This is a genomic window from Aeromonas sp. 604176 (assembly GCF_049170755.1).
Taxonomy (GTDB): Bacteria; Pseudomonadota; Gammaproteobacteria; order Enterobacterales; family Aeromonadaceae; genus Aeromonas; species Aeromonas veronii_A.
In genome coordinates, this window is the sequence record NZ_JAAKNE010000029.1 from 11,739 (window position 1) to 33,197 (window position 21,459).

Genomic DNA, 21,459 nt, shown 5'->3' on the forward strand with positions numbered 1-21,459 from the left:
CTTCCCCTATCACGGTCATAACCTGTTGTTTTAAGTCTGGTATCCTATGGGCATTGAGCCCTTGGCTACCATCTCAGGAATTCATCCCATGTCTCTTCCCATCAAGAACAGCGCCCGGCAGCGCGCGGATGACAGATCCCGCATTCTCACCCTGCTGCTGCGCGATGATGCCCTCACCGACAGCCTGCTCGATCCGCAGGTGGTGCAGGATGCCGAACAGCGCGATCAGACCAGCGAACTCACCACGCTGGTCAACGGGTTGCCCGCCGCCGACGTCGCCGATGCGCTGGAGTCGCTGCCGCCCGATGAGCGTCATGCCCTGTGGGCGCTGGTGGAGGAGGAGAAGCGCGGCCAGATCCTGGTCGAAGCGTCGGAGACGGTGTGGGACAGCCTCATCAGCGGGATGAGCGACAAGGAGCTGCTGCACGCCCTGCGCTCCCTGGATATCGACGACCAAATCTATCTGGGCCAGTACCTGCCGCGCAACCTGATGGGGCGGCTGCTCACCTACATGGCCCCCGCCGAGCGGGATCGGGTGCGCGAGGTGATCCGCTACGGCAAGCACACCGTCGGCGCCATGATGGACTTCGAGATCATCACCATCCGCCCCGAGGTGACGCTCGCCACTGTGCAGCGCTATCTGCGCCTGCGCGGCAAGATCCCCGCCAACACCGACAAGCTGTTCGTCATCGATCGGCGCAACCACCTGCTGGGGGAGCTGGCCCTCACCACAGTGCTGCTGCACAAGCCCGCCACTCTGGTGAGCGACGTGATGGAGCGGGATCCGGTCACCTTCGATCCGGAGGATAACGACGAAGCGGCCGCCCGCACCTTCGAGCGGGATGACCTGCTCTCCGCCGCCGTGGTGGATGGCAAGGGCAAGCTGATGGGCCGCCTCACCGTCGAAGAGGTGGTGGATCTGGTCTATGAGGAGAGTGACACCGACCTGCGCCGGATGGGGGGTATCAGCGAGGATGAAGATGTGTTTGCCCCTGTCTCCAAGGCGGTCAAGACCCGCTGGGCCTGGCTTGCCATCAACCTCTGCACCGCCTTTGTCGCCTCGCGGGTGATCGGCCTGTTCGAGCACACCATCTCCCAGCTGGTGGCACTGGCGGCGCTGATGCCCATCGTCGCCGGGATCGGCGGCAACACCGGCAACCAGACCATCACCATGATAGTGCGGGCGCTGGCGCTGCAGCACATTCAGGCAGGCAACCTCTCCTTCCTGCTGCTGCGGGAACTCGGCGTCGCCTTTATCAACGGGCTGGTGTGGGGCGGCACCATGGGCATTGCCACCTATCTGCTCTATCAGGATGCGGCGCTCGGCGCCGTGATGACCCTGGCCATGATGCTCAACCTGCTGGTGGCCGCCCTGATGGGGGTGATTATCCCCATGACCATGACCCGCCTCGGCCGCGACCCGGCGGTGGGAGCCAGCGTGATGATCACCGCCATCACCGACACCGGCGGCTTCTTTATCTTCCTCGGGCTGGCGACACTGTTCCTGCTGTAAACCGTGCGTTGAAAACAACAAGGGAGCCACTGGCTCCCTTGTTGTTTCAGGCGCGTTTGCCCACCCCTGCCGTTAGCTGCTTATCGCTTGTCAGCGGTGAGCAGCAAGCCATTGGTGTCGGGGAAGCCGATGACCAACGCCTCTTTTTTGGCATCCGTGTTATAGGTGGTGACATAGGCGACGCGGTTATCCATCGCCCGGGCCAGAGCGGCATTCCAGAGGTTTTCGATCGGCGTGGCGGCAGCGGATTGCTTGAAGTTGCACTTGCCAAACCCGGTCATGGTCAGCTTGCTCAACCCGGCAGTGGCACTCCCCTCGCCCACCAGCGTACAACCTGCCGCCGGAAACTCGATCGCCACCGTCAGCTTGCCGCCGTTGTTGGTGGTATCCACCTTGCCCACCATGTCGCTGCTGAAGCCATCGCTGTCCGTGGCACTCCAGCTGGCCGTGGTCACCGCTTTGGTGGTCAGGGCCGTCACCGCCACATGACCGCTGAAACCGGAATAGATGGGTGAGTTGTCGGAGAACTTGGTGCCGGTCCGGGTGAAATCAAAAACCCAGCGCTTGATCTCCTTGCCCTGCAGATCGATGACCGGCTGATCCTGGAAGGTGATGAGGTTGTGGTCGTTGGTCACCGAGCTGAGCGCCGTGCTGGTACCGAGCCGTTCGCTGTTGCGGATCAACTGCACCGGGTAGATCCCGTCTTTGTCGGCTTTCTGGTCAGCCTGGCCCAGCCACTGGCTGTTGGTCTCGACCTTGCCCACCTGATGATCCACCCAGACACCCCAGTACTGCACGGTTTCACCCTTCGGGTAGACCAGCGCCAGACCATCCAGATCCTTGATCATGCGCGGCGTCGCCTTGTCGCCGTCGCGGCTCAGCAGATTCGCATGGTAAAGACCCGCCTCCGGCAGAGCCAGCGGCACCCGCTTGGCGATACTGTTGGCAGCTTTTTCGCTGTCACAGGCAGACAGGGCGGCGGCGCAGGCGATGGCCAGCAGCGCTTTGTTGTGCATTTTCATGAGTTTTTATTCCTTGCTGTCGCTTTGTAATTTTTAGATGCAATCAATCGCCGCTGAATTTAAGGGAAAGGTCATCTATCAGTCGAATGGAGATCTGTAACCAACCATTACAGCCTCGCAGGAGCGGCAGACCGCGCCGCTTGCCCCGACCGCACGGCGGTGACTACCAAGTGACTCACTGCGGAAAAGCAGCGAGGGTGGTGGCCCTGAAGGAAGAGAAAAAAGAGATGAAAATCAGAGCCATAACTCTATTAACAGGAAGGCAATTAACCCGAATTGCCAGCCGGCTCACAATAGGATTCTTTTGCTATCGATAGAATGCACCACGCTGGCATACCCATAACAAGAGAATTCAACAATGAAAACCACCCTCAAACTGAGCGCGGTGGCAGTTATCTTTTTGCTGTCCGGCTGTGACGACAACAACTCTCAGGCCCCCGGTGATCTCACCCTGCGGCTGATCGAAACCTCTGATATCCACTCCAACCTGCTGAGCTACGACTACTACCAGAACAAGCCGGATGCCTCGCTGGGCTTTGCCCGCACCGCTGTGCTGATCCGCAAGGCCCGCGAAGAGAACGCCAACAACTTGCTGATCGACAACGGCGACCTGATCCAGGGCACCCCGCTGGCCGACTATATCCACGACCAGCAGGTCAAACAGCAGTGGCTGAGCAAGCAGACCCACCCCGCCATCAAGGCGCTCAACACCATGAGCTATGATGTCGGCAACCTGGGCAACCACGAATTCAACTTCGGTCTCGACTTCCTCTCAGAGACCCTGAAAGGGGCCAACTACCCCTACATCAACGCCAACGTCTTCCAGGCCGATGCCTTCAGCCGTGATGGCAAGGGCACCATCGACTGGAGCAAGCAGAAGTTCAAACCCTATGTGGTGCTGGATCGTCAGGTGAAGGATGCCAACGGCAATACCCAGACCATCAAGGTCGGTGTGCTGGGCCTGACCCCGCCCCAGATCACCCAGTGGGACAAGCGCAATCTGGAAGGCAAGGTGGTGGTGGCCGATATGGTCGAGACCGCCGAGCACTATGTACCCGAAATCCGCGCCAAGGGCGCAGACATCGTCGTGGTCGTGGCCCACACCGGCATCATAGGTGACCCGCGCGAACCCATGATGGAGAACGCCGCCCTGCCGCTGGCCAAAGTGAAAGGGGTCGATGCCCTGCTGCTGGGCCATGCCCACCGCACCTTCCCGGGCGACTACCCCAACATGACCGACGTGGACAACGAGAAAGGCACCCTGGCGGGGGTACCGACCGTGATGCCGGGCGTCTGGGGCAACCACCTCGGTATCATCGACCTGCACATGACCTGGAAAGAGGGTCGCTGGGAAGTGGCCTCCAGCCAGTCCCAGCTGCGCAAGATCGACAGCAGCGCCAGCAGCACCGAAGATCAGGCGGTGGTCGATCAGGTCATTGCCGAGCACGAGCAGGCTAACCAGTGGCTGGACGAGCCCCTCAGCAAGATCACCAAGCCGATCCACAGCTTCTTCGCGCTGGTGCAGGATGACCCCTCCATCCAGATCGTCAGCGACGCCCAGCTGTGGCACGCCAAGAAACTGCAACAGGATGGTCAGCTCAAGGAGAAATGGCCCATCCTCTCCGCCGCCGCGCCATTCCGTGGTGGTCGCAACGGCCCGACCGACTTCACCTATGTACCGGCTGGCGATATCTCCCTGCGCAACGTGGCCGACCTCTATGTCTACCCCAACACCCTGCAGGTGGTCGCCATCAATGGTGCGACCGTACAGGAGTGGCTGGAGAAGAGCGCCGTCCAGTTCAACAAGATCGATGCCGCCAGCACCGCCACCCAGTGGCTGGTGAACGAGAAGTACCGCACCTACAACTTCGACGTGATCGACGGAGTGAACTATCAGGTCGATGTGACCAAACCCGCCCGTTACGATGTGGATGGCAACAAGGTGAGCGACAGCTATCGCATCACCAACCTCACCTATCAGGGCAAGGCAATCGACCCGGCCCAGATGTTCTACGTGGTGACCAACAACTACCGCGCCAGCGGTGGTGGCAACTTCCCGGGCATCAACGCCAAGGTGATCGTCCATGAAGATCAGTTCGAAACCCGCGAAGTGCTCTCCGAATACCTCAAGGATCTGGCAGAGAAGAATCCGGCCGGTTTCGAGCCCCCGGCAGACAACAACTGGCAGCTGGCCCCCCTGCCCGCCAATCTGGATCTGCGCATCTACAGCTCGCCACGCAGCGAGGCGCAAGCCCTGACCGGTGGCAAGCTGAACTATGTGGAGACCCTGCCGCCCACCGATGCCAAACACCCCGGCTTTGGCGTCTACAAGCTGGTGCTGGCTCCCTGAGCCTCAGGGTTCATCCGGCAATAACCTCTGCAACCCCCTCCTGATACGAGGGGGTTTTTGATGGCGCTGGCAGAGGGGTCAGCTCTTGTACGCCAGCCGCTACCTGCGGCAACTCACGCAGCCCGTTTATCCCTTCACGCCATCGCCTCCCTCTGTCGAACCATCCAGATCCCGGCTGGTCTGCCCCATACCGCCCATAAAAAACAGGCCCACCGAAGTGGGCCTGCTGTTATCTGTGTGATCGGGAATATCGCAATAAAAGGCGCTACTCCCGCTCCTTCACATAAGGTGTACCAAGTGCCTTGGGTGCCACGGCACGGCCGATAAAACCGGCCAGCAGGAACACGGTCAGGATGTAGGGCAGTGCCTCGATGGCCTGCACCGGAATGGCGAAGCCACCGATGCTCACCCCTTGCAGCCGGATGGCGACCGCATCGAGGAAGCCGAACAGCAGGCAGGCTGCCATGGCATTCCAGGGACGCCACTTGCCGAACACCAGCGCCGCCAGCGCCATAAAGCCCTTGCCCGCACTCATGTTGGGGATGAACTGGGCCGTCTGGGCCACCGCCAGATAGGTACCGCCGATACCGGCCAGCAGGCCGCCGATGAGGAGCGCGGTGTAGCGCATCCGCACCACAGAGATACCGGCGGTATCGACCGCTGCGGGCGCCTCACCCACCGCCCGCAGACGCAGACCGAAGCGGGTACGGAACATCACCCACCAGGCCAGCGGCACGCAGGCGAACGCCACGTACTCCAGCAGGGAGTGGCCGCTCAAGAGCTCGCTGTAGAGCTGGCCAATCACCGGCACATCGTAGAGCTCCTTGGCATAGGGGAAGTCGATGGGAGCAAAACGGGCATCGCCGGAGAGCGCCGGCGTCTGGCCACCCTGATCGAACCAGTAACGGCCCAGCGTCACGGTCAGACCGGCAGCCAGAATGTTGATGGCCATCCCGCTCACCACCTGATCACCGCGGTGGGTGATGGTGGCAAAGCCGTGCATCAGGGCAAACAGCACCGAGATGGCAACCCCGGCACCCAGTCCCACCCAGGCAGAACCGGAGACCGCCGCCGCTGCACCACTGGCGAACGCCGCTGCCAGCAGTTTGCCTTCCAGCGCAATGTTGACCACCCCGGAGCGCTCGCAGAACATGCCGGCCATGGCGGCCAGAATGAGGGGCGGCGCGGTACGGATGGTGGCATCCAGCATCAGGATCAGAATTTCAAACATGATCAGGCCCCCTTGACTTGCGCAGAGCGGTTGGCAAACGCCAGATAGAGCTGCTCGATGCGCGGACGCATCATGTGCTCAAGGGCGCCACAGAACAGGATCACCAGACCCTGCAACACCACGACGATGTTGCGGTCGACACCGAACTCGAAGCTGAGCTCGGCGCCCCCCTGATAGAGGAAACCGAACAGCAGGCTGGCGATGATGACGCCGACCGGATGGTTGCGCCCCATCAGCGCCACCGCGATACCGGTGAAGCCGAACCCTTCCACGAAGTTGAGCTTGATCTGGTGCAGCTCACCCTGCAGCACGTTGAGGGCGAAGAAGCCCGACAGCATGCCGGAGATGACCATGGCCAGGATCACCACCTTGGGATAGGAGATACCGGCGTAGGCGGAGGCACTCTGGCTGGCGCCGACCGAGCGGATCTCGTAGCCCCAGCGGGTGTGCCAGATAAAGACCCACACCAGCGCCGCACAGATCAGCGCCCAGAAGAAGCTGATGTTGAGCGGGCTGTTCGGCATCTCGACGCCAAACAGGCTCGCCAGCCCGGTCATCTTGGGCAGCCAGCTCGCTTCGGCAAACACCCGGCTCTCGGTTGCCATCGAACCGGGCGGCTTGAACACCTCCACCAGCAGATAGGCCATCAGCGAGGCGGCGATGAAGTTGAACATGATGGTGGTGATAACGATGTGGCTGCCGCGCTTGGCTTGCAGCCAGGCCGGAATAAAGGCCCAGGCCGCACCGAACAGACCACCGGCAACGATGGAGAGCGGCAACAGCAGGGAGAACGGCAGCACATCGCCGAGGGTCAGACAGACCAGCCCCACCCCCAGACCACCGATATAGGCCTGACCTTCACCGCCAATGTTGAACAGACCGGCGTGGAAGGCGACCGCTACCGACAGACCGGTGAAGATAAAGCCGGTTGCGTAGTAGAGGGTGAAACCAAACCCTTCCCCGGTGCCGAACGCGCCGTACCACATAATCTTGGCGGCATCGACCGGGTTGATCTCGAGGTAGTAGAACAGGATGGCCGACACCAGGAAGGCCAGCAGGATGTTGACCGCAGACACGACGCCCACGGAGACCCAGGCAGGAATACGTACTTGGCTCATCAGTGGGCCTCCTTGGCAACTTCATCCGGCACTATGTTGGCCATCATCAGGCCGATAGTGCGCTCGTCCGCTTTGGCGGCATCCAGCTCGCCGACGATGCGACCGTCGGCAATGACCAGAATGCGGTCAGAGAGACTCATGATCTCATCCAGTTCGACCGAGACCAGCAGCACCGCCTTGCCCTTGTCGCGCATGGCGATGATCTGCTGGTGGATATACTCGATGGCGCCGATGTCGACCCCGCGGGTCGGCTGGCCAATCAACAGCACATCCGGGTCCTGCTCCACTTCACGGGCGATCACCAGCTTCTGCTGGTTGCCACCGGAGAAGTTGGCGGTCTTGTGGTCGGGATGGGGCGGGCGCACGTCCCACTTCTCCATCTTGGCCTGGCAATCCTGCAGGATCGCCTCCTTGTTCTGCAGCCACCCCTTGTTGTATTGCGGACGGCGGTGATAACCGAGGATAAAGGCCTCTTTCGCCTCGAAGCGGTTGATGAGACCCATCTTGTGGCGATCTTCCGGCACATGGCCGAGGCCGAAGTTGCGCACCATTTCGGGATCGGCCGCATGATCGGCGCTCACCTTGTGCACGCCGCTGCGGCTGCTGATGGTAAAGCCGCCCTTGCTCGGCTTGATGATGCCGCCAAGCAGGCTGAGCAGCTCGGACTGGCCGTTGCCGGAGACCCCGGCGATGCCGACCACTTCACCGGCGCGCACCTCGAAGCTGACCGACTTGACTCGCTCCACCTTGCTGGCGTCGAAGTAGCTGAGCCCCTCGACCTTCAGCTTGGCTTCGCCCGGCTGGGTCGGCCCCTTGTCGACCTTGAGGCGCACCTTGCGGCCCACCATCAGTTCGGCCAGCTGCTCCTTGTCGGTATCCTTGGTGGCAACATGCGCCACCATCTCACCGCGGCGCATGATGGAGACCTGATCCGTGATGGCCAGGATCTCGCGCAGCTTGTGAGTGATGAGGATGATGGTCGCTCCCTGATCCCGCAGCTTCTCCAGCACCTTGAACAGGTGATCCGCCTCTTGCGGAGTCAGTACCCCGGTCGGCTCGTCGAGGATCAGGATGCGGGCACCGCGATAGAGCGCCTTGAGAATTTCGACCCGCTGTTGCAGGCCCACCGGCAGATCTTCCACCTTCTCGTGCAGCGGCACTTCGAGACCATAGTCCCGCGCCAGCTCGCCGAGCAGCTTCTCTGCCGACGCCACGCTCTGCTGAAGGTGCCAGCCATTTTCAGCGCCGAGGATGACGTTTTCCAAAACCGTAAAGTTGTTCACCAGCATGAAGTGCTGGTGCACCATGCCCACGCCTGCGGCAATCGCATCTTGTGAACCGTGGGGTTTGAAAGGATTCCCGTCGATGAACATCTCGCCTTTATCGGCATGGTAGAAGCCGTAAATGATGCTCATCAGGGTGGATTTACCGGCGCCGTTTTCGCCAACGATGCCGTGAATACTGCCTTTCCGAACCTTAAGGTCGATCAGCTTGTTGGCGTACACTTCGCCGAACCGCTTATCGATACCTCTTAATTCGATGGCATAGCGATCTGTCTGGTCCATGATGCAGCCCTGCGTTTCATGAAATAAGACTGTAAAAACCGGCCCGTGCGGGCCGGTCGGTGCGTTGAGAGTCGTAGCAGCAACTATCTAATTAGTATTTGCAGGTATTGTCGCTCATGTAGTCATGAACCTTGACCTTACCTGAAATAATCTCGGCCTTGATGGCATCCACCTTGGCTTTCATCTCCGGAGTGATCAGCTTCTCGTTGTCCTTGTCGAGCGCCCAATCCACACCGCCTTCGGCCAGACCCAGGTTCTTGATACCCGGTTTCCACTGGCCTTTGGCCGCGTCATCCCAGGTTTGGTAGGCAGCCAGACCCACAGACTTGACCATGGAGGTCAGCATGGTGCCCGGTTGCAGGTGGTTCTGGTTGGAGTCTACGCCGATGGCAAACTTGCCGCTGTCCTTGGCTGCCTGATAGACACCGATACCGGTGCCGCCGGCTGCGGCGTAAACCACGTCAGCGCCTTTGGCGAACTGGGACTTGGCCAGCTCGGCACCTTTGGCCGGGTCAGCAAACGCGGCCGGGGTGGAGCCCGCCATGTTCTGGAACACTTCGATCTTCGGATTGACGTACTTGGCGCCCTGCTCGTAGCCGCACTCGAACTTGCGGATCAGCGGGATGTCCATGCCGCCCACGAAACCGACCTTGCCGGTTTTGGAGGCGATGGCAGCCAGTGCGCCCACCAGGAAGGAACCTTCATGCTCCTTGAAGATGACGGACTGGACGTTCGGCTTGTCGACCACCATATCGATGATGGTGAACTGGGTTTTCGGGAATTCGGTCGCAACCTTCTCTACCGCAGAACCCATGTTGAAGCCGACCGCCACGATCGGGCCGTTGCCACGGCTGGCCAGACGACGCAGACCCTGCTCGCGCTGGGCTTCGTTCTGGGGCTCAAACTCTTTGACCTTTACCCCTTTGTCCTTGTTGTAAAGCTCGACGCCGTTACGGAACACGGCTTCGTTGAATGATTTGTCGTACTTGCCCGCGGTGTCATAGATCACGGCCGGCTCGGAAGCAGCCTGAGCAGAGAGAGCAGCGAGAGTGAGGGAGGCCACGGTGGCCAGTTTGAGCACTTTAGTCACGATCGTATCCTTGATTGTTATTAAGTGAGGGAACTTGCTTGCCTGTCAGAGCAGGCTATCTAGCACGCAGGCTTACTCTAAGTCAGCCCCGATGCGGGTCAAGCAAATGATAAGGGAAAAACGTTTGCGTTAACGGTTTGAATTCTAAGCAAATAACCTTATAAGCAGTTGTTTTTTAGCTACTTTTCAGTTTTTTATGCTAACAGCCAAAAGACCCAAACGACATTTCTCTTATTGTTCAGCAAGTTACTGTAAACCGTTTTCCCCTCTTATTCATCCAGCCCCCCGGCAAGCCCGTGATCCGGCTCGCAAAATCCCCACAAACCGCGCGAGCAAGAGTTGGCTACAGCTGGAGACCTCCCCGTCCCATTCTCTCTGCGCCAGCCCAAAATGGCCGCACCGGCGCCCCCGCAAGCCCCCATCTTGCCCCTCCCCCCGAGTTTGGATTTGGTCTGGCAGGGGGGATGGCCGTATAATCCCCGCCTGTATAAATAAACAGGAGTGGTGATGGACGTTTCAACCCTGCTCGACGGGCTCAACGACAAGCAAAGAGATGCCGTTGCGGCGCCCCGCAGCAACCTGCTGGTGCTGGCCGGTGCCGGTTCGGGCAAGACCCGGGTGCTGGTGCACCGTATCGCCTGGCTGATGCAGGTGGAACGCTGTTCACCTTTCTCCATCATCGCGGTCACCTTTACCAACAAGGCGGCGGCCGAGATGCGCGGCCGGGTCGAGAAGGTGATCGGCGACGGCGTGCGCGGCATGTGGATCGGCACCTTCCACGGTATCGCCCACCGCCTGCTGCGGGCCCACCATCTGGATGCCGGCTTGCCGCAGGATTTCCAGATCCTCGACTCCGACGACCAGTACCGGCTGATCCGCCGGGTGCTCAAGGCGCTCAACCTCGACGAGAAGCACTGGGCCCCGCGCGCCGTGATGGGCTACATCAACGGCAAGAAGGACGAGGGGCTGCGCCCCGGCGACATCGACCTCTACGGCGATCCCGTCACCCGCACCTATCAGCAGATCTACAAGACCTATCAGGAGACCTGCGATCGCTCCGGTCTGGTGGATTTTGCCGAGCTGCTGCTGCGCGCCCACGAGTTGTGGCTGAACAAGCCGCACATCCTCGAGCACTACCGCGACCGCTTCCAGAACATCCTGGTGGACGAGTTTCAGGATACCAACGGTATCCAGTACGCTTGGCTGCGGATGCTGGCGGGCAACAGCGGCAAGGTGATGATCGTCGGCGACGATGACCAGTCCATCTACGGCTGGCGCGGCGCCAAGATCGAGAACATCCAGCGCTTCCTGACCGACTATCAGGGCGCCGAGACCATCCGCCTCGAGCAGAACTACCGCTCCACCGCCAATATCCTCAAGGCCGCCAACAGCGTCATCGCCAACAACGCCGAGCGCCTTGGCAAGGAGCTGTGGACCGAAGGGGCCGAGGGCGAGCCGATTTCGCTCTACGCCGCCTTCAACGAGGTGGACGAAGCGCGCTTCGTGGTCGGCCGCCTCAAGGATTGGAAGGAAAAGGGCGGCCTCCTGGCCGACTGCGCCATCCTCTATCGCTCCAACGCCCAGTCACGGGTGCTGGAAGAGGCGCTGATGCAGGACGCCATGCCCTACCGCATCTACGGCGGCCTGCGCTTCTTCGAGCGGCAAGAGATCAAGGACGCCATGGCCTACCTGCGCCTTATCAACAACCGTGGCGACGACGCCAGCTTCGAGCGGGTGGTCAACACCCCGACCCGCGGCATCGGCGATCGCACCCTCGAGATCCTGCGCGGCAACGCCCGCGATCAGGGGCTCAACCTGTGGCAATCGGCCAAGGCGCTGCTCAACGACAAGGTGTTGACCGGTCGCGCCGGCAACGCGGTGCGCGGCTTTGTCGAGCTGATCGACGCGCTGGAGGAGCAGGTCTCCCTGCTGCCGCTGCACCAGCAGGCGGATATCGCCATCCAGAACTCCGGTCTCAAGGCGATGTATCTGGCGGAAAAGGGCGAGAAATCCCAGGCTCGGGTAGAGAACCTGGACGAACTGGTCACCGCCTGCCGCCAGTACCAGCGCCCGGACGAGCTGGAGGATATGAGCGATCTCTCCGCCTTCCTCGCCCATGCGGCGCTGGAGTCCGGCGAGAATCAGGCGGACGAATATGCCGATGCGGTGCAGCTGATGACCTTGCACAGCGCCAAGGGCTTGGAGTTCCCGCTGGTGCTGCTGGTCGGCGTCGAAGAGGGCATGTTCCCCAGCCAGCAATCGACCGAGGAGTCGGGCCGGCTGGAGGAGGAGCGCCGTCTCTGTTACGTCGGCATGACCCGCGCCATGGAGAAGCTCTACATCTGTTATGCCGAGAGCCGCCGCATCTACGGCCGCGAGATGTTCCACAAGCCGAGTCGCTTTATCCGCGAGATGCCCGCCGAGTGTCTGGAAGAGATCCGGCTGCGCACTCAGGTCAGCCGCCCCACCCAGTACGGCCGCTTTAGCCAGAACGAGGTGCAGCAGAGCTTCGATGCCAGCGGCATCAAACTTGGCCAGCGGGTGCTCCATCCGAAATTCGGGGAAGGGGTGGTACTCAACTTCGAAGGGGTCGGCCAGCAGAGCCGGGTGCAGATCCAGTTCGACGACATTGGCGCCAAGTGGCTGGTGACGGCCTATGCCAGACTGGAAGCGCTTTGAGTACATATGGCACTGTCTGCAGCTCGCAATGTGACACATATGAGCCGAGTCTTAGTTTTATATTATGAATAGCACTGGACCATTGAGAAAATGCAGTGTATATTATATTCAAATAGATAATGGTTGAGTTTCAAATGAAGTATATAAGCTTTTTTAGTGGTGCATTAGGTCTCGATCTTGGTTTAGAGCGAGCCGGCTTTGAGCCACTCCTTGCATGTGAAATCGACAAATTTTGTATACAGACAATAAGTAAAAATAGACCGAAACTACCACTTATAAATGACATCAGAAATTATTCATGTTCTGACATTAGAACATTGGCTGGCATTGGTATTAACGACACTATTGACTTAGTGGTTGGTGGGCCACCATGCCAAGCATTCTCTACTGCTGGCTCACGACGTTCCTTTGAGGATGAAAGAGGTAACGTATTTATTAAGTACATAGAATTAGCAACCGAACTAGAAGCAAAGTTTATTGTAATTGAGAATGTCAGAGGATTGCTGTCAGCTCCGTTGAAACATAGACCTCACAACCAGAGAGGAAGCGACTTCCCTCCCTTAAGTGAAGATGAACAACCAGGTGGAGCTCTGAAGTTCATAATTGAATTTTTGGAGTCAAAAGGTTATGGGGTTTCATTTAACCTATATAACTCAGCTAATTATGGGTCACCTCAAATAAGAGAGCGGGTTGTAATCGTAGCATCATCTGATGGAAAAAAACTGCCATACCTATATCCAACACATTCAGAAAATGGCGAGTATGGACTAGAAAAATGGCGAACATTTAGAGATGCTGTAAATGATTTAGAAAACAGTTGTGGCTCTGGCTGCGCATCATTTACCGAGAAGAGAATTAAGTATTTTAAGCTTCTTGGGCCTGGAGAGAACTGGAAAAATTTGCCTGAAGAGCTACAACGCGAAGCAATGGGGAAATCTTACAATTCTGGTGGTGGTAAAACGGGTTTCTATAGGCGCTTATCATGGGAAAAACCAAGCCCAACAGTTGTTACAAGCCCAACAATGCCAGCAACAGACCTAGCTCATCCAGAAGAAAATAGGCCTCTAAGCATAGCTGAGTATATGAGAATTCAGGAGTTTCCAGATAATTGGCAATTTTCAGGAAATATTGCTCAGCAATACAAACAGATCGGCAATGCAGTGCCAGGAAGTCTAGGATTTGCTATTGGTAATTTGCTGAAAAACCATATCAATGGTTGTGATATAGAACCTCCCATTGGATTTAAATTTTCACGCTACAAAGGAACAAGTGACAAGGATTGGTTAGATTTTCTGAAGAAATAACTAAGGCCGGCCTCATTGAGGCCAGCCTTATTTTTAAGCACATATCATCATTCTGGCTTGCGCTCCAACAGAATCAACGATATCAAGAAGTTCATCATAAAAACCTATACCACCCAATGTATCCCAGTATTCTCTCCCAATTAAAACACATGGATCATTTTGAAAATCAAAAACTTTCTTAGGTGGCGCCCATGAGTAAAGATTTTTACTTTCACCAAAAGGATTATAGTAAAGTCCAAAATATACATTTGATGATGGGAAAGCCATTTTCAACTTTAAAAGGTCACGTTTTGCCTCTGCCGTTTGGTCTATGTTAGGCTTGACGGTCTTAATACTCATAAAGTTGTCTACGCCATTGGCATGCCACCATAAATCAGATATAACGCGCTCATTAAAAAAACGCTCTCCATCGGGAATAGACTGAATGTTTGTCACATCTCGAGACCAACTGCCTCTAACACCGGATGATGCATTTCTCAGTTGGGATATATGTGAATTTATTCCGTTTAGCTTGTTTTCACTGATCGATATTTCTATTTGTGCCTGAGTGCAAGCATCTGCGGCACCATTAGAAAGAACTGCGATCTTAGATATTCTCTCAATAACCCCTTGCCCAAATGAAGTACTAAAAGATCTCTCAAACCGGCTCCAACGTAGAACATCGTCAGATAGCAAGGCTCGGTGAAAAGGTCGATGACTATCTTCTTCACCTACTCGTTCAATGGTTCGTCTAACACACACTAAGAACTCTTGAGCAATTGCATCTCTATATTCTGATCTCATAACTGCCTACTTTTATTCCAAATGGAGCTGATTAGCTTATATTTTTTATGCGTATGATGACAATAAAATTTAGACTCCATATTTCAGAGAGAAAAAACTTGGGGAATCTGGAACACCCACTTTCGGGCAAAGGCGTAACTGGTGGAGCTACGCCTTGTTTTTGGTGGAAGCCTCTGGTCACTTAACCAACTTGCTCTCCATCACCCCTTGCTTGCCTTCCTCCTCACTGACCTGGCTCAGCTTGGAGCGGGCCATCAGCAGGCCCATCTTGACCTCCTGCCAGACGTAGTAGTTTTTACCCGCCTCGGTGCTGAGGGTCAGGGTGGCATCGTTCTCCGACTTGGAGGTGATGGTGTGGCTGCCCGGTGTCACCTGCTTGAGGATGTAGGTGTGGGCCACGGTATCACCGACCGCCATACCATCCACCAGCAGCGGCATTTTGACGGCCGCCCCGAAGGTCTCGTTGCGATAGATATAGAGGTTGGCCGCATCCTTGGGCGCCACAAACTGCTTGGCCTGCGCGTCTGCGGTGGCATCGGCCATGGGTACGGAAGCGCAACCGGAAAGCAGCGCCGCCGACAGCAGGGCGGCACTCATCATTATTTGCCTGAACATAGTCGTTATTTTTTAGTGAGTTAACGGAGTTTAAAGGTTCGCATGAGCCTGCGCTGGCTGACAATCGCTCAAATCGAGCGGGATGTGACCCGGTTCAATTTTTCGGCATTTGGTGGGATGAAGGGGGAAATCAGAAACCCGGCCGCCAGATGGGCGCGGCGGCCGGGTGAATTGTAAAGAGTAGGGTGACAGGGAAAGGGATCAGCCTAGTCTAATCAACTCGATGGGGGCGTAGCGCTCACCGGAGTTTGCCAGCAGCACGCACTTCTCATGCTCCGCCTGATAGGGGGTCATATTATCGGTGTGGGCCTCTTTCAGAAAATCGACTGCGCCAGTGGCGGCAATCATCACGCGCTGACCCTGGTTCAGCACATTGCGGTTACGGTCATAGATCTTCATCTCATTCTCCTTTTATTGTGTCCTGGCGGATGCGCAGGCGTGTGTCCAGGACAACGGCATTCAGCCTACGCCCCTGAAAAAAGGTGATTTATGTCACAGATCAAAAAAGGGGCGATAAGGGACTCACAGGCTCAAAATGCGAGCATTGCCCCTTGGCCAACGGCTATCGCGCGAAGTAGCGCTACCCTGCCCTTTTCATCGTGGCAGGCTCGAACCCGACAGCGGTTGGGGTATATTGGTGGCCGATTAGCCAGTCTCATTCACTGTGGCCGCGCACGCGGGCCGCTGTTTCAACAAGATGGAGAGTGTTCATGAATCGCGATATCACCGCCCAGTTCATCAAGATGCTGACCAACCTCGACCACTGTCTGGCCAAGGCCGAGGCCCACGCCGCGGCGAAGCAGTTCAACGTGGATAACTTCTTCGGCGATCGGCTGATCGTCGATATGCTGCCCTTCAGCAAGCAGGTGCTGATCTGCTGCGATTCGGCCCGTGCCGTGGTCGCCACTGCCAGCCACAGCGAGCTGCCAGCCATGGGCGATGACCCCAAGACCATGGCGGATCTGCGCGCCCATATCGGCAAGACCATCACCTATCTGCAAGGCAAGCTGGACGCGGACTACAGCCAGTACGCCAGCGGCCGTTACGTGCCCCACTGGGCGGGCGGCAAGGGGATGGATGGCCATACCTGCGTCCATGAGTACGGCATTCCCAACTTCTACTTCCACCTCACCATGGCCTACGCCCTGCTGCGCCGCGCCGGGGTCGATCTCGGCAAGCGCGACTATCTGGGCGGGCTCAACCTGCAATAAGCGCTGCACGCCACTGGCGGCAAACAGATAGCAAAAGCCTGCCACGCGGCAGGCTTTTTTATATCGGGTGGTGCTGGGCTGGTGCGCAGAAGAGCTGCGCCCTAGAAGGGGCCGTTGCGCTCGCGCAGCTTGTCGGGCAGGCCGTCGTGATCCCCCAGCTCACGCTCGGGCACGTCATCCCAGTGCAGCTTGCCGAGGGTGATATTGCGCTCGGGGTGCACGGCGTAGTGGATGCGGTTGTCCTCCCGATCGGTATCGCCGATGCAGAGCAGGCGGACAGTCTCTTCGGTGTTGTTGATAAAGGCGTGGGCCAGCCCGTCACCGGCCTTGAAACCGACCGAATCCCCCGGTTGCAGCCGATAGAGCACGCCATCAAGCCAGACATCCGGCGTCCCCTCCAGCACGTGAACGAACTCATCCTCGGTCTTCTCGGCGTGGGGCCAGCTGGTGCGATGCCCGGGTTCGACGATCTCGTGGTGAATGCCGATGCGGCTAAAGCCGAAGTGTTTGCCGAGGGCGCAGCCGCGGGAAAGGGGCTCCTGACTGCCGGAGTAGTAGCGCGGCGTCTGCTCTTGCAGCTCGCGCCAGTGTTTGATGCAGGGGTGGCGATTCATAGCGGTTCCTTTTCCATGAGGATGCAGTCACGGGAAGGGTCATCCTGACTGTCAGAATGCGGGGAGAAAAGCAGAAATTTTCTGGTCAGATGAGCCCCTCTGACGAGGGGCTCAACAAGCAGGAATTACTTGGCCTTGACGCAAGGCAAGGGAGGAAGCTCGCCCTGTGCAGCCGGGCGGGTCATCTGGTAGTTGCCAGCAAGATCCCGATAGACACGGGTGTTCCACACCTCTCCGTTGTCGAGCTGGAACTCGATGTCGTAGTTGACCCCGGAGACCACCTGGCTGCGCACCTCGCGGATGCTCTGCAGTTTGGCGGCCGTGTTCATGCGAGCCAGCACGCTGGCCAGCGCAGCCTCCCCTTCCGCATTGGGCAACGGCTGACTCTGCCAGCCACCCGCCATCGGCGCACACTCAGGCGTGGGTGACGAGGTGCTGCAGGCACTCAACAGGCCAGCAACAAGGATGGGTAACAACACGCGTTTCATATCATTTTCTCCTGCCTGCAAAATGACCACCTTATCAACATCTTGCCATTATTGCAGCCCAAAAGGCTCCCGCTGCGCCCCGCTTGAACGCACCAATCGATCAGCGCCCCAGATTGTCCGCCAGCTGTTTGGCACGGCTGGCCGCCCACTGGTCGATCATCTTCTCCATCTCCTCGGCGGTGATGGGCTCATCCTTGTGGGTAGTATCCGTGCTCTCGCGGGCATCCATCACCCGCACCAACAGCTTGCCGCTCCGGGAGTCGAGCAGCTGGGCCATGCTGCCCACCTTGAGCAGGTAGGGCTCCTTGCCGATCACTTCGCGGGTGACGTTGATGGCGATCTTGGCCGGCAGCAGGTCACGCAGCTTGGGGTCGGGGCGGGTCAGGTCGAAGTTGGTGACGGCTGCCTGGATCCGCATGACTTTCGGGCCGGGGGCGGTGGCGATCTTGACGCCCTGCTTGATCAGCTCGCTCTGGAACTTGTCGTGGTAGTAGCGACCAATCTGGTTCTGTTCGTTGGCGGTCAGCAGATACCACTGGCCGTTCTCCTGACGAATAAACTGCAGCGGATCGAGCAGCACCTCATTGTATTGGCGCAGGTCAACGCCCGGCTCCTTGTAGATCCGCTGATTGGGGTTGCTCTCGCTCTGCTGGAAGGCTGTCAGCGGGATCGCCTGCAAGCTGTGGGATACCTGATTCTTGACGGCGCAGCCACCCAGAAGGGCTGCAGCCACGGCAACCATCACGACCTTTTTCATATTTGCTCCTGCATTTTACTGTTTGTTTTTGCTGTGGATTTCGCACCACATGGCTGGAGAACCCGTGCCGGATGCCGCCAATGTCACAGAGAAATAACCGATTCATCACCTTCCCACAAGGGACAGATCAGGATTGTTCAGCTCACATCCAAGTTGTCACAATTGAGGCACTTTTGTACAGGGTCAGCCAGGGTACGAACGGCAATCTGGCGAGGGTTCGGTTGTTTAATCCGGCTAAATGGGGCTGCGATAAGCGCTCAGTTTTTTCAAACGATGGGGGCCCGCGAGCGGCGTGAGTTGAACGGGGGAATACCCTGGAACGGGCGATGACCGATCATCAGCCATCTTGCGCAAACTTGCCTGCCGCCGAAGAAGCGGCAGGCTCATTCATCAGTTATCGAGATCCCAGGGGCACTGCTTGACCAGCCCCTCTTTGCCGCTGGCGACGATCGCCTGCTGCACCATCCGTTTGTAGCGATTCTTGATATGGGCGGGCAACGCGGGCACTAGCAGCCGCTCGTCAAACTCCGGCAGCGGGCGATCCGGCAGCACCGCCTGCTCCTGCGGGCTGAGGGGCGGCCGGGAGGCCATATTGCTGGCCGAGATGGTGGGCGTGCCCACCAGCATCTGGCGTTGCAGCGGCGCGCTCAGCAGAAAATCCACCAGCAGGTAGGCCGCCTTGAGCCGTGCAGGATCATCCCCGACATGGCGGGCGATAGAGATCGCATCGAGGGCATAGATGGCCCCCTCCTGCACCATGGCGATCCGCCACTGCTGATCGTTCTGCTTGTTGCACTCCACCAGCTCCAGCCCCCAGGTGGTGGCAAAGGTCTGCTGGCGCAGATCCTCGCAGCGGTTGGCCTGATTGAACCAGAAACCGCGACTGGCTCGCAGCCGCTGCGAGAGCTGCTGCTCCACCTCTTGCTGCAAGGTCTTGTCGGCCAGCATCTCGCCGCTGGCAAACAGAGCGGGCGACTTGCCCAGCGAGAGCAGCACCGAAAAGAGCAGCGGCTCGAACTGGTCGCAGAACTCGGCAAACTGGCCCGGCGGCGAGCTGTTGGCGAGCACCTGCCAACTGGTGGGCGCTTGCGGCACCTGCTTGCTGTCATAGGCGAGGCTGAACATGGCGTAGGAAAAGGGCACCGAGTAATTGCGCTCCCCCTGCTTGTCATACTCGGTGTTTTTGAGGGCCGGTTTTATCTCGCTGTAGTGCTGCAGGCGACTGAAATCGATGGGGAGCAGCAGCTTGAACAGCGGCTGGTGATGGGCCTTGTAGAAGTAGCTGGTCGGCAGCACCACATCGGCGCTGCGGGTGCGCAGGGCGCGGTAGACGCTGTCGAAATCGGTCAGCAGCGGCTCGATCCGGCTAACCGTCGCCTCCACCCCATGGGCTTTGGCGTAGTCGGCAAACTGTTGTTCATAACCCGCTGGCAGATAGCCCCACTCCAGCAATTTGAGCTGAACCGGGGCCGCCAGCGCCGGGGTCATCCCCAACAACCAGCAAAGAGGCAGTAGACGCATGGCCGGGCACTCCTGACAGGTAAACCTTGTTGCAGTATAGGCCCATGCGCCGACTCATCAGGCCACCAGCTCGGCCCCCATGCTCGCCAGAATGGAGAGGCTGACCACCGCAAACAGCACGCCTGTCACCAGATTGAGTGGCCGCTGCACCCGCAGCAGCAGGCGCTGGGCACGATCGGTGGAGAGGCTCCACGCCAGCAACCCGAACCAGCAGAGGGAGATGATGAAGAGCTCGCCCACCAGCAGGCTGCGGGTCATTCCGTCCACCTCTGGCGTCACCATGGCGGCCAGCAGACCGATAAAGAACACCAGCGCCTTGGGGTTGAGCAGGTTGGTGGCAAGGCCAGTGCGCACTCCCCTGCCCCAGCCGCGCAGCTCGTTGGCGGCGCTCTGCATCACGGGACTGCTCTGCTGCCGAGCTGCCATCAGGGCGCCCCACCCCAACCAGCCCAGATAGAGGGCGCCGCAGCACTTAATCACCATAAACAGCAGCGGATGGCTGGCAATCAGCATGCTGATCCCGGTCAGGCTCAGGGTGGCGTGCACCATGATCGCCAGCGAGATGCCCAGCGCCGCGCCAAGGGCGGTCGGCCGGTGCAGGCTGGTGCGCAGGATCAGGGCGAAATCGGGGCCGGGGCTCGCCAGTGCAATCAGGTGCATCAGGCCGAGGGTAACGAACAGACTGGTCAGCATAACAACTCTCGCTTTAACGACGGAGAGCCAGCATGGCGGATCAGCGGGGGGCGCGGCTTGTAAAAGATTGCATCTGGGCACGAAATTCGGCGGGCGTCAGACCGAATGCCTGGCGAAAGCCGTGGTGGAAGTGACTCTGATCGAAGAAACCGACCGCCAGCGCCACCTCGCTCACCGCCATCCCGCTCGCCAGCAGCCGCTTGCCCTGCTCCAGCCGCAGCCGTTTCAGCCAGGCGTAGGGAGTCATGCCGCTGCGCTTCTTGAATTGGCGCAGGAAGGCGAAGCGATCGAGCCCGAGCAGCCCCGCCAGCTCTTCCAGCGAGTGGGGCTCGTCGAGGGCCGCCATCAGGTAGTCGCGCAGGAATCGCAACTGGGGATCCGCCAGCTGGTGTACCTCGGGGGCCAGATGCAGCAGCTCCCCCAGCAGGGCAAGCAGCTGGCTCTCGATCAGCAGGCCATCGGCCTTGGGGTTGTCGAGATAGCCGTGCAGCTGGGCAAAGCCCTGATAGAGGTCGGGGCGGCTCTGCAATCCCTTGTCGAAGAAGGGTTCCGGCTGCTCCGGCAGCCAGAGCGCCAGCTGCTGCGGATCGATGGCGAAGACCCTCACCTCATACCCTTCCGGCAACAGGCTGAGGCCGTCGTGCACCTCGTCCGGGTTGACGGTAGAGAGCACCCCGCGCACCAGATGGTGGCTGTTCCCCTTGTGGATAAACTTCTGGCCACCCCGCTGCACCAGCCCGATATGGTAGTCGAGATGGACATGGCGGCCATAGCTGAACGCCCTGTGGTGGGAGTGTGACAGCTCGACCCCCGGCAGGTGCGGGGATTGCCAGTAGCGGATAAGGGAATCGGTGGTATTCATGGGTTATAGATACACCGCAAACAAGCTGAAAGCTTGTAGATTA

The 21,459-nt window shown here is 58.7% G+C and carries 19 protein-coding genes; 5 read left to right on the plus strand and 14 right to left on the minus strand.

The features are described from left to right. Positions 1 to 88 precede the first annotated feature (88 nt). On the plus strand, positions 89 to 1,513 hold the full coding sequence (gene mgtE / locus G5358_RS07410) for a magnesium transporter (protein ID WP_421323878.1): 1,425 nt from the start codon (positions 89 to 91) through the stop codon (positions 1,511 to 1,513). Between the two features lie 80 nt (positions 1,514 to 1,593). On the opposite strand, the gene G5358_RS07415 is transcribed toward mgtE, so the two are convergent. Next, the gene (locus G5358_RS07415) at positions 1,594 to 2,535 is read right to left on the minus strand and encodes a hypothetical protein (protein ID WP_421323879.1); all 942 of its coding nucleotides are present in this window, start codon (positions 2,533 to 2,535) and stop codon (positions 1,594 to 1,596) included. A 358-nt stretch (positions 2,536 to 2,893) separates the two neighbouring features. On the opposite strand from G5358_RS07415, the gene G5358_RS07420 reads away from it, so the two are divergent. Then, on the plus strand, positions 2,894 to 4,885 hold the full coding sequence (locus tag G5358_RS07420; RefSeq protein ID WP_021230729.1) for a bifunctional 2',3'-cyclic-nucleotide 2'-phosphodiesterase/3'-nucleotidase: 1,992 nt from the start codon (positions 2,894 to 2,896) through the stop codon (positions 4,883 to 4,885). 265 nt (positions 4,886 to 5,150) lie between these two features. On the opposite strand, the gene G5358_RS07425 is transcribed toward G5358_RS07420, so the two are convergent. The 4 genes from G5358_RS07425 to G5358_RS07440 form a co-directional block, all read right to left on the minus strand. Further along, positions 5,151 to 6,116: an ABC transporter permease gene (locus tag G5358_RS07425; protein ID WP_071913912.1), complete on the minus strand. Its 966-nt coding sequence runs from the start codon at positions 6,114 to 6,116 to the stop codon at positions 5,151 to 5,153. 2 nt (positions 6,117 to 6,118) lie between these two features. Beyond that, positions 6,119 to 7,234 carry an ABC transporter permease gene (locus G5358_RS07430; protein ID WP_041209784.1) on the minus strand — a complete coding sequence of 372 codons (1,116 nt, stop codon included), beginning with the start codon at positions 7,232 to 7,234 and terminating at the stop codon, positions 6,119 to 6,121. Then, entirely contained in the window at positions 7,234 to 8,799 is a 1,566-nt protein-coding gene (locus tag G5358_RS07435) for an ABC transporter ATP-binding protein (protein WP_182926767.1), read from the minus strand. The genes G5358_RS07430 and G5358_RS07435 overlap by 1 nt, the downstream gene beginning before the upstream one ends. Positions 8,800 to 8,890: 91 nt before the next feature. Then, positions 8,891 to 9,889, minus strand: a complete 999-nt coding sequence (locus tag G5358_RS07440) for a BMP family lipoprotein (RefSeq protein ID WP_033115676.1) — start codon at positions 9,887 to 9,889, stop codon at positions 8,891 to 8,893. A 507-nt stretch (positions 9,890 to 10,396) separates the two neighbouring features. Between G5358_RS07440 and uvrD the strand changes: the two genes are divergently transcribed. Next, on the plus strand, positions 10,397 to 12,568 hold the full coding sequence (uvrD, locus tag G5358_RS07445) for a DNA helicase II (protein ID WP_421323880.1): 2,172 nt from the start codon (positions 10,397 to 10,399) through the stop codon (positions 12,566 to 12,568). 134 nt (positions 12,569 to 12,702) lie between these two features. Continuing rightward, a complete protein-coding gene (locus tag G5358_RS07450) occupies positions 12,703 to 13,872 on the plus strand; it encodes a DNA cytosine methyltransferase (RefSeq protein WP_421323881.1) in 1,170 nt (389 codons plus the stop codon). Between the two features lie 33 nt (positions 13,873 to 13,905). On the opposite strand, the gene G5358_RS07455 is transcribed toward G5358_RS07450, so the two are convergent. From G5358_RS07455 to ydfZ, 3 genes are all read right to left on the minus strand, one after another. Further along, positions 13,906 to 14,655 (minus strand): TdeIII family type II restriction endonuclease, encoded by a 750-nt coding sequence (locus tag G5358_RS07455; RefSeq protein ID WP_421323882.1) that lies wholly within the window; start codon positions 14,653 to 14,655, stop codon positions 13,906 to 13,908. 177 nt (positions 14,656 to 14,832) lie between these two features. After that, a complete protein-coding gene (locus G5358_RS07460; protein ID WP_017788673.1) occupies positions 14,833 to 15,270 on the minus strand; it encodes a DUF2846 domain-containing protein in 438 nt (145 codons plus the stop codon). A gap of 201 nt (positions 15,271 to 15,471) precedes the next feature. Next, positions 15,472 to 15,669, minus strand: a complete 198-nt coding sequence (gene ydfZ / locus G5358_RS07465) for a putative selenium delivery protein YdfZ (protein WP_005357022.1) — start codon at positions 15,667 to 15,669, stop codon at positions 15,472 to 15,474. A gap of 311 nt (positions 15,670 to 15,980) precedes the next feature. Between ydfZ and G5358_RS07470 the strand changes: the two genes are divergently transcribed. After that, complete coding sequence (locus G5358_RS07470) at positions 15,981 to 16,481, plus strand: DUF1993 domain-containing protein (RefSeq protein WP_216979746.1); 501 nt, start codon at positions 15,981 to 15,983, stop codon at positions 16,479 to 16,481. A 101-nt stretch (positions 16,482 to 16,582) separates the two neighbouring features. Here G5358_RS07470 and G5358_RS07475 read toward each other — a convergent pair whose 3' ends face one another. From G5358_RS07475 to G5358_RS07500, 6 genes are all read right to left on the minus strand, one after another. Beyond that, the gene (locus G5358_RS07475) at positions 16,583 to 17,095 is read right to left on the minus strand and encodes a cupin domain-containing protein (protein WP_107683288.1); all 513 of its coding nucleotides are present in this window, start codon (positions 17,093 to 17,095) and stop codon (positions 16,583 to 16,585) included. Between the two features lie 125 nt (positions 17,096 to 17,220). Next, positions 17,221 to 17,583 carry a cystatin domain-containing protein gene (locus G5358_RS07480; protein WP_042054283.1) on the minus strand — a complete coding sequence of 121 codons (363 nt, stop codon included), beginning with the start codon at positions 17,581 to 17,583 and terminating at the stop codon, positions 17,221 to 17,223. 100 nt (positions 17,584 to 17,683) lie between these two features. Further along, entirely contained in the window at positions 17,684 to 18,340 is a 657-nt protein-coding gene (locus tag G5358_RS07485) for a DUF3313 domain-containing protein (protein ID WP_421323883.1), read from the minus strand. 390 nt (positions 18,341 to 18,730) lie between these two features. Further along, positions 18,731 to 19,861: an ABC transporter substrate-binding protein gene (locus tag G5358_RS07490; protein WP_421323884.1), complete on the minus strand. Its 1,131-nt coding sequence runs from the start codon at positions 19,859 to 19,861 to the stop codon at positions 18,731 to 18,733. Positions 19,862 to 19,918: 57 nt separating this feature from the next. Then, positions 19,919 to 20,554 (minus strand): LysE family translocator, encoded by a 636-nt coding sequence (locus G5358_RS07495; RefSeq protein ID WP_204384864.1) that lies wholly within the window; start codon positions 20,552 to 20,554, stop codon positions 19,919 to 19,921. Between the two features lie 40 nt (positions 20,555 to 20,594). Next, entirely contained in the window at positions 20,595 to 21,416 is an 822-nt protein-coding gene (locus G5358_RS07500) for a helix-turn-helix transcriptional regulator (RefSeq protein WP_005357044.1), read from the minus strand. Positions 21,417 to 21,459: the final 43 nt, after the last annotated feature.